The sequence below is a fragment of the Amycolatopsis thailandensis genome, from assembly GCF_042723255.1.
Taxonomy (GTDB): Bacteria; Actinomycetota; Actinomycetes; order Mycobacteriales; family Pseudonocardiaceae; genus Amycolatopsis; species Amycolatopsis thailandensis.
The window spans coordinates 18,203-31,423 of record NZ_JBHXJK010000088.1 but is presented as its reverse complement, the minus strand read 5'-3'; the positions used below and the strand labels follow the sequence as shown (position 1 = coordinate 31,423).

Here is a 13,221-nt window from a genome sequence, read left to right as displayed (position 1 = left end):
CACCACCCCGGGCCCCCCCCCTATCACCCCCCCGTCTTTCACCCGCCCGTTTCCCGGGGTTGCTGGCGGCGGGGCCCCCCTCCCCCACCCGGGGGGGGGGCCGCGCCCCCCCGGGGCCCCCCCCCGCTGCTCGGTCCCGGACCGTCATACCGCGGTGAAGGGCAGCAGCAGGTCCAGCAGTTCCTTCGGCCGGTCGAGCGGGATGATGTGGCCGCAATCGGGGATGAGGTGTCCGGTGAGATCGGCGGCCACAGGACGCAACTGTCGTTCCAGGGCGTTGCCGACCGGGTGGGCGCCGATCGCCAGGGTGGGCATGGCGAGCCCGCCGTGCGCCACGGCGTCGCGGATCTGACGGGCGCTGGTGGGCAGGGCGCGGTAGTAGGAAAAAGCGCAGCGCAGCGCGTCGGATCCGGTGTAGGCGTCGATGAACGCCTTGCGGACCTCCGCGGGCACGCCGCGGCCGAGGGTGCCCGCATGCAGGAACCAGTCGATGTACTGCGCCTCGTGGCCGATCAGGACCGTTTCGGCGAGACCGGGGACGGCGTGGAATCCGAACCACCAGGGTGGGCCGGCGGCGAGGAAGTCCTCGGCGCCGGGCAGCGTCCCCAGCAGCGATTCCATGACCACGAGTCGATGCACCCGGTCCGGTTGCCGTAGCGCGAGCAAGACGGCGGCGGGCACGGCGGCGTCGATGGCGACCACGGCCGCGCTGGGTTCGCCCAGGACGTCGAGGATCCCGGCGACGTCGGCGGCCAGGGTGCCCGCGTCGTAACCGTCGGCGGCACGGCTACTGGCCCCGAGCCCGCGCAAGTCCGGGGCGATCACCCGGTGGCGCGTGGCCAGCGGGCCGATGACCTCGCGCCAGAGCTGCCAGGTGTGCGGAAAACCGTGCAGCAGCACGACCGGCGAGCCCGTGCCTGCCGTCGCCACATTCACGTGGATGCCGTTGGTCGCGATCCGCCTCAGCGTGAGCGGACGGTCGGGTACATCGGACAAGAGAGCCCTCCAGGTGGTCACCATCGGTTACCATGAAACGGTAGGTAACCCCGACGGTGCTGCCAAGACGGCACCTTGCCGACAGGTGGTGAGGTCCAGGTGACCACTCGAACGGCTCGTGCGACCGGCGCCGCACGAGGTGATCTGTTCTCCCCGACGTGCCCGACCCGCCAACTGCTGGACCGCATCGGCACGAAATGGACGTCGATGGCCATCAAGGTGCTCGCCGACGCCGCGCCGCAAGAGGTGCGGTTCGCCGAGTTGCGGCGGCGGATGCCCGGTGTCTCGCAGAAAATGCTGTCGGTGACCCTCCACGGCCTGGCCCGTGACGGTCTGGTCACGCGCAGGGTGGAGCCGACGGTGCCGCCACGGGTGCACTACCGGCTCACCGAATTGGGCCTGTCGCTGGAGATCCCGCTCGCGGCGGTCCGGGCATGGGCGGAACGGCACATGGCCGAGATCGACCGGATCAACGCGATCAACGACGCCCGGCCGGATAGCGACGGGACAGGCCGGGGGCGATCCTCGTGACAGCCTCGTAAACGGAGGTGCCCGACCATTGGGCGATCTCCTCCGCGGTGATTTCGGTGTCGGTTCCGGCGTCGTCCCGGCCGAGCAGGATCACCTCGTCCCCGACCCGCACGGTGGTGTCGCCACAGTCCACGATGACGTGGCTCATGCCCACGGCGCCGGCGATCGGCCTGCGGCTGCCGTGCACGATCACCTGCCCTCGATTGCCCGCGAGCCGGGGAAGGCCGTCGCCGAAACCCACCGGCACCACGGCGAGCGTCGACTCCGTTTCGAGCCGGTAGCGCAATCCGTAGCCGACCCGTTCGCCCTCCCCCACCCGCTGGGTGGCGACGACGCCGCTGCGCCACGACATCGCCGGACGGAACCCGGCGAGCCCAGGCACCGACGGACCGGGACGCAGCCCGTACAGCACCGCGCCCAGCCGCACCATGGTGAAGTGCGTCCCGGCGTCGCCCAAGGCGGCGGAACTGTTGGCGGCGTGCACATGCCGGGGTTCGACACCGGCCGCGCGCAGCCGCTCGACCGTGGCGGCGAACAGCTCCCGCTGAACGCCGAGCTGTGGGTCGCCCAGGTCGTCCGCGGTGGCGAAATGCGTCCACACCCCGGTCACGCGCAGGCCCATGCTCTCGGCCCGCAGCGCCATCGCGACCGCGTGCTCGGGGGCGACACCCAGCCGGTGGAGTCCTGTGTCGATCTTCAGGTGCACGTCCAGCGGCGCGGAGTGCGCCGCCGCGGCCAGCCGGGCGACGCCGTCGGGGCTGGCGATGGTCGGCGTCAGCCCGGCCTCGATCGCCGCGATCTCCTCCCCTGGCGCCGGCTCGGTGAAGACGAGGATCGGCGTCTCGGGCGCGACCGCGCGCAGCGGCAGCGCCTCTTCCAGGAACGCGACACCGAAGCACGCGACCCCGGCGGAGTCGAGCGCCTGGGTGACCGCCGTGGCGCCATGTCCGTACGCGTCGCATTTCACCACGGCCATCACGTCGGCCCCGGACACCAGTTCCTTGGCCGCGGCGAGATTCGAGGTGATCGCGCCGAGGTCGACGTCGACCGTGCTGCGCGGCGGGATCACAGCTTGCTCCTGAGGTGACGGGCCAGCGCGGCGACGCTCGGACTGGCGAACAGCTGACGCAGCGGTACCTCGACGCCGAGGCTGCGGCGTACCCGCACCACGTACTGGGTCGCCAGCAGCGAATGCCCGACCTCGAAGAAGCTCTGATCGAGACGGGCGGGCGGGCCGCCGAGCACCTCCTCCCACGCGGTGGCGAGCGCGGACTCCACGGGGTCCAGTTCCGCGGCGGACTCGACGGCTTCCACCGCGGGGAACTCGACCTGGCGCAACACGTGCTCGTCCACCTTGCCGTTGGACGTCATCGGGAGGGAATCGGTGATCGCCAGCCGGGCGGGCCGCTGGTGGGCGGGCAGCTGTTCGGCCAGGTACGCGGTCAGCTCGCCGATCGTCGGCGCACCGCCCGGAGCGGGCACGACGTGCGCGGCCAGCCAGTCGTCTTCCGGGCGCGGGCCCCGGCAAGCGAGCACCGCCGCCTCCCACACGTCGGAGTGGGCGGTGAGGACGGCCTCGATCTGGGCGGGTTCGACGCGGTGGCCGCGCAGGTTCAGTTGCCGGTCGCGGCGGCCCGCGAGTTCGACCGTGCCGTCCGGCCGATAGCGCGCCATGTCGCCGGTGCGGTGGATCCGGTCATCGGGATCCTGGCCGAACATGTTGGTGGGAAAGGGATCCCCGTCGAGGTAGCGCAGCGCCAGGTTCGGCGACCGCACCACGAGCTCACCCGGCTCGCCGACACCTGCCTGTTGATCCGTGTCCGTGATCACCAGGAGCTGGGCTTCGCCGGTGCCGCGGCCGATCGGCACGTGCGGGCCCGGCGGGCAAGGTGAGGCCACGAAGTGACCGGCGGCCTGCGGGGTCTCCGTCGTGCCGTAGAAGTTCACCGGCACCGCCGAGGGCGCCCACCGCGTCATCGACCGGACCTGAGCCGAGGACAACGCCTCGCCGCCGAAGAACAGCCACCGCAGCTCAGGCGCCGCCGAGTCGGTCGCGGTGGCGAGCATGGTGCCCAGGGTCGGGGTGAGATGTGCCGAAGTGATCCTGTTCGATCGCAGCCAAGCCGCCAGCTCGGCGGGTTCGCCGCGGGTCTCCTCGGCGGGGAAGTGGACTTCGCCTCCCACGAGCAGACCGGCGAAGCAGTCACGCAGGATCGGGTCGTGCCCGAGGCCCGACAGCACCGCGAACCGGTCGGCACCGGACAGTCCGAACCGTTCCGCCTGCCACCGCAGGAAGCGGCACAACGGCTGCTGGGCACTCAGTACCCCTTTGGGTTCCGCCGTCGTGCCCGACGTGAAAAGGAGGAAAGCGGCGGCGAGGCCCGCTTCCCCGGGAACCCGCCACGGATCGTCCACAGTAGACGGTTCATGCTCCGCCGGGCGGATCGCCGTGACACCGTCGAGTGTCACTGCCGACAGGTTCAGCACGGCGGAGGGCCGGAGCCGGCGCATCCGACGGTCCAGCCACGTCCGCGGGTACGCCGGGTCGAACAACGCCGCCACGGCCCCGACCGACAAGACCGCCAGCACCGACGCGGGCAGCCACGGCGTCCGGGCGCCCAGTACCGCCACGGTGTCACCGCGGCCGACCCCGGCTGACCGCAGCGCCCCGGCGGTCGCGGCGGTCCGTTCGACGAGTTCGCGGTAGGTCCACGTCTCGTCCGGCCCGCGCAGCGCCACCCGATCCGGGTGAGCACGGGCGGCCGCGACCACCTGGCTCACCAGACCCGGCACCGCCTCGGCTCGCACCGGTTGCCGCGGGTCGGGCAGCAGGCTCCGCATCCCGTCCGTCACCAGCGAAATCCGGGACAGCCGCCGTTCCCCGTCACCGGTGAGCGCGCGCAGCACCGCGAGGTACTGGTCGGCGACCCCGCTCATCCGCTCCGCGCCGAACAGGTCCGCGTTGTAGATGAACTGGCACCGGACCCGGTCGCCGTGCTCCCAGACGTACAGGGCGAGATCCAGCTTGGCGAACGCCTCGTCCCCCTGCTCCCGCCGCCAGCGCGCGCCGCCGCTGTCCCATTCGTCCCGGCGCGGCATGATGTGGTTGAAGAGCACTTGGCACAGCGGCGAACGGCTCAGGTCCCGTTCGGGGCGCAGCTCCTCCACCAGCCGTTCGAACGGCAGGTCCTGATGGGCGTAGGCCTGCAAGGTCATCTCCCGCACCCTGGCGAGCAGCTCCCCCACCGTCGGTTCGCCCGTCAGGTCGGCCCGCAGCGCGAGCTGGTTGACGAAGAACCCGACAGCCGACTCCGTCTCCGGGCGGTTGCGGCCCGCGATGGGAGTGCCCACCAGGAACCGCTCCTGCCCGGAAAGCCTGCCCAGCAGGAGAAAGAAGCCGGCCAGCATGACCATGAACGGTGTGGAGCCCGCGTCGCGGGCGGTGGCGCGGACCGCGCCGGCCACCTCGGCCGGGAGGTCCTGCCACAGCACCGATCCGCGATAGGACTGCACGGCCGGCCGCTGCCGGTCCGTGGGCAGGTCCAGGATCTGCGGACATCCGGTCAGCGCACGCTTCCAGTAGGCGAGGTGTCCGTCCGCGGCCGGGCCGGTCAGGTGTTCGCGTTGCCAGGCGACGAAATCCAGGTACTGGAACGCGGGCGGGGCGGGCAGCGGGACCGGCTCGCCGGTGTGGTGCGCGTAAAGGTCGCTGAGCTCGTCCAGCAGCACGTCCATCGACCAGGCGTCGACGGCGATGTGGTGCACCGTGATCACCAGCAGGCTGTCGCCCGTACCGAGGCGCAGCAACAGTGCGCGCACCGGCAGGTCGGCGGCCAGGTCGAAGGGCTCGGTCGTCTCCCGGGTGACCGCGTGCGCCGCCGCGTCGGCGTCCGGCGGCCGGACGACCCGCAGCCGCGCCTCCCGGCCGTCGACCACGCGCTGGCTCGGCTTGCCGTCCTCGCCGCCGAACACGGTACGAAGCGCGTCGTGCCGGGCGACGAGCGCGCCGAAGGCCTCGGCGAGTGCCGTCTCGGACACCGCGCCGGACAGCCGGATGATCGAGGGCACGTTGTAGAGCGCGGTGCCCGGCTGGAGTTGTTCCAGGAACCACAATCGTTGCTGGCCCGGGGAAAGCGGCGCCGGGCCGACCGTGCCCGCGGCGGCCGTGATGGGCGGCGTGTCCGCCGTGCCGCGTCCCGTCAGTTCCCCGATCACCGGTTCCAGGGACGCCGGGGTGCGGTGATCGAAGATCGCGCGCAGCGGCAGATCCACACCGAACTCGCGGTTGAGTCTGCCGACGAGCCGGGTCGCGGACAGCGAATGCCCGCCGACGGCGAAGAAGTCCGCGTCCGCCCCCAGCTTCGCGCCGTCCTGGCCGAGCACCTCCGCCCAGACGGCGGTGATCTTCCGCCCCAGTGGCGTTTCGGCCGGACGGCCCGGCCCGCCGGACAGACCGGCCCAGTCCACGGGCGGCAGCGCCTTGCGGTCGAGTTTGCCGTGCGCGGTGACGGGCAGATCGCCGACGACCACGACGGCCATCGGCACCGTGTGCTCGGGAAGCGATTTCGCGACGAAGGCGCGCAAGGACGCGCCGTCCGGCGCGGGGTGGCCGTCGGCGGCGGTCACGTAGCCGACGAGCCGCTGATCGCCGGGGACGTCCTCACTCAGCACGGCGGCCGCCCGGCCCACCGAGTCGTGCGCCAGCAACGCCGACTCGATCTCGCCGAGCTCGACGCGGAAGCCGCGCACCTTGACCTGGTCGTCCGAACGCCCGAGGTACTCCAGCGCGCCATCGGGGCGTGCCCGGACCAGGTCCCCGGTCTGGTACATCCGCTCGCCCGGCGCGGCGAACGGGCACGGCACGAATCGGTCGGCGGTCAGCCCCGGTTTGCCGTGGTATCCCCACGCCAGCTGGGCGCCCGCGATGTACAGCTCGCCGATCGCACCGGGTTCGACCGGCCGCCGCGCCGGGTCGAGCACGTACAGCCGGGTGTCGCGCACCGGTTCGCCGATGGCGACGGTCTCGGCGTCCTCGGCCGGATCGAAGCGCCGGTGCGATACATCCACGGCGGCTTCGGTGGGACCGTAGAGGTTGTGCAGCTCGGATCGCGGCAGCAGCTCCGTGAACTGGCGTGCCATCGCGGACGGCAGGGTTTCACCACTGCAGAGGACACGACGAAGAGACGTGCATCCGGCCGCGGCGGGATCGCTCAGGAACATCGTCAGCATCGACGGCACGAAATGGGCGGTCGTCACCTCTTCGGTTCGGATGAGACCGGTCAGATACGCCGGATCGCGGTGCCCGCCCGGTTTGGCGACCACCAGCCGGGCCCCGGCCAGCAGCGGCCAGAAGAACTCCCACACCGAGACGTCGAAGGACGCGGGTGTCTTCTGCAGCACGCTGTCGCCCGGCCCGAGCGGATACCGGTCTTGCGCCCACAACAGCCGGTTCACGATGGCCGAATGCGGGACGACGACGCCCTTGGGGCGGCCGGTGGAGCCCGAGGTGTAGATGACGTAGGCCGGGTCGCCCGCGTGCGGTGGCCGGATCGGCTCGCCGCCGTCCTCCTCGTCCGCGGCGGCGAGCCCGCTGATCTCGCCCGCCGTCAGCACCGCGTCGGGCGCGGAATCCTCCAGCAGATAAGCGATGCGTTCGGCCGGGTAGTCGGGATCGACCGGGACATAGGCCGCCCCGGATCCGGTCACCGCGTGAATCGCGATCACCAGTTCGAGCGACCGGGGGATGGTGAGGGCCACTTTGGACCCCGGCCCGATCCCCCGGCGGGCAAGCGCTTTCGCCACCCGCTGGGCACGCGTGCCGAACTCGCGGTAGGTCAGGACCTCGCCTTCGAAGGCCACCGCGGCGGCGTGCGGCGTCCGCGCGATCTGCCGGTCGATCAAGGAGGCAAGGGTGGCGTCAGACATGGCTCGCCCCCGCCTCGATCATCTCGAACACCAGCTCGCGCACGGCGTCCGCGCCCGGGAGTTCTTCGGCGGACAGCGCGAGCCGCCGGACCGAAGGCGGGTCGACCAGCGCGGCGGGGATCTCGCGGTCCCGCGACATCAGGCACCGCACCGCGAGCGCGTCCGGGGCGGGCGCGTGGTGTGCGGTGGCGAGCAGGAAACCGAGCCAGGCCCGGTATCTGGCGACCAGTTCGGTGGTGATGGCGTCCGCGTCCTCGGCGTCCATTTCGTTGTCGGCGGCGAACGCGGTCGCGTCCAGGGCCAGCTGCGACGCCATGGCGCGGAGCGCGGTCCCTGGATCGCCCTGACAGTCGACGTCGGCCACCGGCGGTTCCGTGCGGCCGAAGGCTCGCCGCCGGTCTTCGAACGACCGGGCCACACTCGCGGGCGTCGGCCGGAGCGGGTCCAGCAGGACGACGAGCGGGGCCCGGTCACCGGCCGCGGCCAGCTCCTCCGCGAGGGCGAGGGTCAGCGTCGCGGCGGTGCAGTAGCCGATCACCGCGATCGGTGCGAGCCCGGCCGCCTGCTCGGCGTAACCGCGCGCCATCGCGGGCAGCGACACGTATCCGGACGCGGCGGTCAGGTCACCGAGCGGGTCGATCCGGTACAGCGCGAAGCCTCTGGTTTCCTTGGCCAGTAAGGAATCGAGGTCACGCCCGAGTTCGACCCCGGTGAAGCTGACCGAGAGCACGTTCGCCCGTGCGCCTCCGGCAACCTGCTCGATCGACGACCGCGCGCTCATCACGATTCCTCCCCCATCCGGTTGCCCGGCAACGGTTCCCAGTCCACCGGCGCGCCGGTGGCGACGGCCAGTCGCGGCGCGACGACCCGCATCGTGGGCGGTGGCTGCTGCCGCGAAGGCACCAGATGGAACATGACGGCCGCTTCGTCTTCCGAACGCAGATCCGCGTGACACGGGCAGCCGTCCTCGGCGAAGCCCGCGAACCGATAGGCGATCTCCATCACGCGATTGCGTTCCGTGGCGCGGAAATCCGCGACGAGGTGCACGCCGGCGGCGGCGGTCTGGTCGGCGAGCCAGCGCAGGATCACCGCGCCCACACCGAAGGAGACGACCCGGCACGAAGTCGCCAGCAATTTGAGCCGCCACACGCGTTCGGACTTCTCCAGCAGGAGTACGCCGATCGCGCCGTGTGAGCCGAAGCGATCCGTGAGTGTCGCGACGAGGACTTCGTGACCGGGATCGTCGACCAGCCCGCGCAGGATCTCGTCCGGATAGTGCACGCCCGTGGCGTTCATCTGGCTCGTCCGCAGGGTCAGCTCCGCCACCCGCGCCAGCTCCCGCTCTCCGGCCCGGTCGACGCGCAGCACCATGTCCAGCGAGCGCAGGAACTGCTCGTCCGGTCCCTGGAACGCGGCCCGCCCGGCGTCGCGCCGGACGTTCGCCTGATACATCCGCCGCCGCTGCCGCGAGTCCGTGGTCACCGACGCCGGGGTGAACTCCGGCCGGTCGAGGAGGGTTTCGGCCTCTTCCGCCGCGTACAGCCGGACGTCGGGCAGGTGGAAGCGCACCTCGGCCCGTTCGGCGGGCTGATCGTCGATGAACGCCAACGTCTCGTGGGCGAAGCCGAGTTCGTCCGCGATCGCGCGTACCGAGTCGGATTTGCGTCCCCAGCCGATCTTCGGCGCCACGAAGTACTCCGCGATGCCCAGCTCCTCGAGCCGTGGCCAGGCGTGCTCGTGATCGTTGCGGCTGGCGATGGAGTTCAGGATGCCCCTGGCGTCCAGTCCGACGATGACGTCACGGATCTCCCCGGACAGCCGGATCTCCCCCGCTTCCAGGAGAATCCCTTGCCACAGCGTCTGGTCGAGGTCCCAGACCAGGCACTTCACCGTGCTCACGCCCATGACGTCACCGCCTGCTCGGCCAGGATGAGTTCACAGATCTCGTTGCTTCCTTCGATGATCTCCATCAGCTTCGCGTCGCGGTACGCCCTGGCCACCACCGAGCCGTCCCGCGCGCCGGCCGAGGCCAGCACCTGCGTCGCCCGTGCCGCGCCGTCGGCGGCTTGGCGCGCGGCCACGTGCTTGGCGAGCACCGCCGACGTGACCAGGTCCGGGGTGCGCTCGTCCCAGTGCCCGCTGGCTTGACGGCAGATCAGGGTCGCCACCTGTTCGTCCACCATGAGTTCGGCCAGGTGACGGGCGACGAGCTGATGCCCGGCGAGGGGTTTGCCGAACTGACGTCTGGTCGTCGCGTGCCGGCACGCGGCGGCGAGGCACGCCCGCAGGATGCCCACGCAGCCCCATGCGACGGAGAGCCTGCCGTAGGTCAGCGCCGAGGTGACCAGCATCCCCAGCGGCTGCCCCGCCCCGCCGAGCACGCTGCCGCGCGGCAGCCGGACGGAGTCCAGGCGGATGTCGGCATGACCGGCGGCCCGGCAGCCCAGCGGGTCGGGCCGCCGCTCGATCCGCACTCCGGGCGTGTGGGACGGCACGACCACCGCGGCGGCGCCGTCGGCGTAGCGGCCGAACACCAGGATCAGATCCGCGTACGCCGCGGCAGTGGTCCAGACCTTCTCGCCCTCGATGACCACGTCGTCCCCGTCGGGCCGGATCCGGGTGGTCATCGCGGACAGGTCGCTGCCCGCGTCCGGCTCGCTGAACGCCACACAGGCCAGGGCACCCGAGGTGAGCCGCGGCAGCCATTCGGCTCGCTGCGCGTCATCGCCCAGCCGGGCGACGCACCACGCCGCGATGCCCTGGGAGGTCATGACACTGCGCAGGGACGAACACCGGCTGCCCACCTCCGCCGTGAGTTCGCCGCAGTTCAGGCTGTCCATGCCCAGTCCGCCGTACTCCTGGGGCACTTGCGGGCAGAGGACGCCCTCGGCTCCCATCCGGAGCAGCACGTCGGCCGGGAGTTTCCCCTCGACGTCCCAGTCTCCCGCCGAATCCCCGACGAGAGCGGCGGCCAGCTCACGGGCGGCGGTCCACCGCGCCTCAGTCATCGCGTGCCCCGCCGAGCCGCACCAGCAAGGCGACCATCGCGTCGACCGAGCGGAAGTTGTCCAGCCGCAGATCGTCACCGGCGACCGTCACGCCGAACTCCCGTTCCAGGTGGACGACCAGTTGCAACGCGAACAGCGACGAGATCAGTCCTGCCGAGAACAGGTCCTGCGCCGGGTCGACGGTGGTCTTCGTGCTCGCTTCGAGGAATCCGGTCAGGCTCCGCCGTGCCAGGTCGGCGGGTCGCGTGCCGGGCGTCTGAGGGTCGATGGCGTGGCTCACGGTGTGCTCCGATACTCGAAGAATCCCGACCCCGTCTTGCGGCCGAGGTGACCTGCTCGCACTTTGTCGAGCAAAAGGGAACTCGGCCGGTAGCCGGGGTCGTCGGTACGCGACGCCAGCACGGTGAGCGAGTCCACGACGTTGTCCAGCCCGATCAGATCGGCGGTGGCCAAGGGGCCGGTGGTGTGGCCGAGGCAGCCGGTGAACAACGCGTCGACCGCCTCGGGCGTGGCTTTGCCTTCGTCGACCACGCGGGCGGCCTCGTTGATCATCCGTTGCAGGATCCGGTTGATCACGAACCCCGGCCCGTCCGCCACCACCACGTACTCGCGGTCGAGCGCGGTCAGGAACGCGCCCACCGCGGCGAGCGCCGCCTCACCGGTGCGCCGTCCGCGCACGACCTCCACGGTGCGGATGAAGTACGGCGGATTCATGAAGTGAGCACCGACGAGGTCCTCGGGCCTGCCGACGGAGCCGGCGAGTTCGTCGACGGGGATGGCCGAGGTGTTGGTGATCAGCAGAGTGCCCGGCCGCACCGCCTCGGACGCCGCGGCGAGCGCGCGCGCCTTCGGCTCGATGCGTTCGGTGACCGCCTCCACGACCACGGTCGCGCGGTCCAAGCCCTCGATCGAGGTCGCCGTCTCGATCGTTCCCGCGGTGACGTCGCGCGGCAACGCGCCCATGAGCTGGGCGAGGCGGAGCTGATCCGGGACGGTCGCGAGGGCGCCTGTGAGCTGACCGGGGTCAGTGTCCACGAGAAGCACCGGATGGCCGCGTCCCGCGGCGAGGGTGGCGATTCCCCGGCCCATCACCCCGGCGCCCAAGATGGCGACGCGTCCGGCGTCGGTCGTGTCGGTCATGATTTGCCCGCCTCCGTGAGATCGGTGTGCCGTAACGGCGAGAACCAGGCGACGGCCGGCGCGATCGCCAGTCCGACGCAGCCGATCGCGATCCCCGCGTACAGGCCGAAAACGCTCGTCGACACGCCGCCCATCACGGCGCCCAGCGGACGAAGGCCGCTGCCGACCCAGCGGTGCGCGGCGGTGATCCTCGAACGCAGACCGTCCGGGGATTCGTGCTGCCGCAAGGTCCGCGAGGTGACGTTGTAACAGACGGTGGAGAAGATCGCGAGACACTGCGCGGCGCAGGTCAGCACCTGGCCGGCGAGCCCGGGGCTCAGCAGCAGCACCACCGCTTCGCAAGGCCCGCCGAAGAAGACCGCCGCCACCAACAGTTTTCCGGTACCCAAGGCCGAATGCAGTCGTTTCACCAGCAGTGAGCCCAGAATGCCGCCGAGTCCGGCGATGCCCATGACGAGGCCGTACGCCGCGGGCGACCAGTGCAGCGCACCGACCAGGTACACCACCAGCACGGCCTGGATCCAGAAGATGAAGAAGTTGTCGACCGAGTTGACGATCATCAGGACACGCAGGACCACGTTGCGCCCGACGAACCGCAGCCCCTCGGCGATGTCCTTGCGCAGGGTGGCGCGTTCCACGGGACCGTCCGGACGCTGCTCCCGTGAGCTGATCCGGGTCAGCGTGAACGCGCTGTAGAAACTCGCCAGCACGCCGAGGCCGAGCGTCACCGGCGCGCCGAGCCTGCCCACGAGGAACCCGGCGATCATCGGACCCGTCGTCGTGGCGGCGGAATCGGCCAGCGACAGCTTCGCGTTGGCGTCGATCAGCTGCGCGTTCGTGACCAGATGCGGGGTCAGCGACAGATGCGCGACCTGGGACACGATCCCGAAACCGGTCGACACGAACCCGGTGACGCACAATGTCGGGATCGACAGCGCGCCGCTCCACCACAGCAACGGCACCGCCAGGATCGCGACGCCCTGACCGACGTCCGCCCACATCATGATCTTGCGTTTGTCGACCCGGTCCACGACGGCGCCGATGGGCAAGGTCAGCAGGAGCGCGGGGAGCATCGAGGACGCGGACACGATCGACGCGGCCAGGCCGTTCGCGTGCAGGGTGACCACGGCGACCAGGCCCATCGCGACCGGGACGACCGCCGTGCCCATCATCGCCACGGCCTGCCCGGCGAAATACGTCCGGAAATTCCGCTGCCGCAACAGGGAAGTCTCTTGCGCTACCGTCACACCGGTCCTTTCACCCATGGAATCCCCGCCCTGTCATGCCTTAAAGTCGGGCCGAGACAGCTTGTCCCACTCCGACCGGAAGCGGTGAGCGCATGTCCCACGGAGAACACGCACCGGCCGACCGACAGGATCTCGACGGACTCGTGATCGGCATCTGGCGTGATGTCCTCAGTGGACCGGTCGGCCCCGACGACGATTTCTTCGCACTCGGCGGCGATTCCATCAAAGCGGGCCAGATCGTGGCCCGGCTGCGCAAGCAGGCGCGGACCGGGCTTTCCCTCGCCGAGTTCCTCGCCGAGGTGAGCACCCCGCGCGAGCTGGCCGCTTTGGTACGCGCCAGGGCCGTCTGAGCCTGTGCGGCGCGCCCGCGTCGC

The 13,221-nt window shown here is 71.2% G+C and carries 11 protein-coding genes; 2 read left to right on the top strand and 9 right to left on the bottom strand.

Features of this window, described 5'->3' with window-relative positions:
- Window positions 1-144: 144 nt before the first annotated feature.
- Entirely contained in the window at window positions 145-996 is an 852-nt protein-coding gene (locus ACFWMR_RS29120; RefSeq protein ID WP_378380690.1) for an alpha/beta fold hydrolase, read from the bottom strand.
- A gap of 99 nt (window positions 997-1,095) precedes the next feature.
- On the opposite strand from ACFWMR_RS29120, the gene ACFWMR_RS29115 reads away from it, so the two are divergent.
- Complete coding sequence (locus ACFWMR_RS29115) at window positions 1,096-1,527, top strand: winged helix-turn-helix transcriptional regulator (protein ID WP_378380689.1); 432 nt, start codon at window positions 1,096-1,098, stop codon at window positions 1,525-1,527.
- On the opposite strand, the gene alr is transcribed toward ACFWMR_RS29115, so the two are convergent.
- The 8 genes from alr to ACFWMR_RS29075 are packed head-to-tail and all read right to left on the bottom strand — an operon-like array spanning window position 1,475 to window position 12,847.
- Complete coding sequence (gene alr / locus ACFWMR_RS29110) at window positions 1,475-2,596, bottom strand: alanine racemase (RefSeq protein WP_378380688.1); 1,122 nt, start codon at window positions 2,594-2,596, stop codon at window positions 1,475-1,477. The two genes, ACFWMR_RS29115 and alr, sit on opposite strands and share 53 nt — an antisense overlap.
- Window positions 2,593-7,452, bottom strand: coding sequence for an amino acid adenylation domain-containing protein (locus ACFWMR_RS29105; protein ID WP_378380687.1), 4,860 nt, complete (start codon window positions 7,450-7,452; stop codon window positions 2,593-2,595). Before ACFWMR_RS29105 ends, alr begins: the two co-directional genes overlap by 4 nt.
- Window positions 7,445-8,233 (bottom strand): hypothetical protein, encoded by a 789-nt coding sequence (locus ACFWMR_RS29100; protein WP_378380686.1) that lies wholly within the window; start codon window positions 8,231-8,233, stop codon window positions 7,445-7,447. Before ACFWMR_RS29100 ends, ACFWMR_RS29105 begins: the two co-directional genes overlap by 8 nt.
- The gene (locus ACFWMR_RS29095) at window positions 8,233-9,357 is read right to left on the bottom strand and encodes an HAD-IIIC family phosphatase (protein ID WP_378380685.1); all 1,125 of its coding nucleotides are present in this window, start codon (window positions 9,355-9,357) and stop codon (window positions 8,233-8,235) included. The genes ACFWMR_RS29100 and ACFWMR_RS29095 overlap by 1 nt, the downstream gene beginning before the upstream one ends.
- On the bottom strand, window positions 9,348-10,460 hold the full coding sequence (locus ACFWMR_RS29090; protein ID WP_378380684.1) for an acyl-CoA dehydrogenase family protein: 1,113 nt from the start codon (window positions 10,458-10,460) through the stop codon (window positions 9,348-9,350). Before ACFWMR_RS29090 ends, ACFWMR_RS29095 begins: the two co-directional genes overlap by 10 nt.
- Entirely contained in the window at window positions 10,453-10,740 is a 288-nt protein-coding gene (locus ACFWMR_RS29085) for an acyl carrier protein (RefSeq protein WP_378276330.1), read from the bottom strand. The genes ACFWMR_RS29090 and ACFWMR_RS29085 overlap by 8 nt, the downstream gene beginning before the upstream one ends.
- Window positions 10,737-11,600 (bottom strand): 3-hydroxyacyl-CoA dehydrogenase family protein, encoded by an 864-nt coding sequence (locus tag ACFWMR_RS29080; protein ID WP_378380683.1) that lies wholly within the window; start codon window positions 11,598-11,600, stop codon window positions 10,737-10,739. The genes ACFWMR_RS29085 and ACFWMR_RS29080 overlap by 4 nt, the downstream gene beginning before the upstream one ends.
- On the bottom strand, window positions 11,597-12,847 hold the full coding sequence (locus tag ACFWMR_RS29075) for an MFS transporter (RefSeq protein WP_378380682.1): 1,251 nt from the start codon (window positions 12,845-12,847) through the stop codon (window positions 11,597-11,599). Before ACFWMR_RS29075 ends, ACFWMR_RS29080 begins: the two co-directional genes overlap by 4 nt.
- 92 nt (window positions 12,848-12,939) lie before the next feature.
- Here ACFWMR_RS29075 and ACFWMR_RS29070 point away from each other — a divergent pair, with 92 nt between their 5' ends.
- Window positions 12,940-13,197 (top strand): phosphopantetheine-binding protein, encoded by a 258-nt coding sequence (locus ACFWMR_RS29070; protein ID WP_093932208.1) that lies wholly within the window; start codon window positions 12,940-12,942, stop codon window positions 13,195-13,197.
- The last annotated feature ends 24 nt before the right edge of the window (window positions 13,198-13,221 follow it).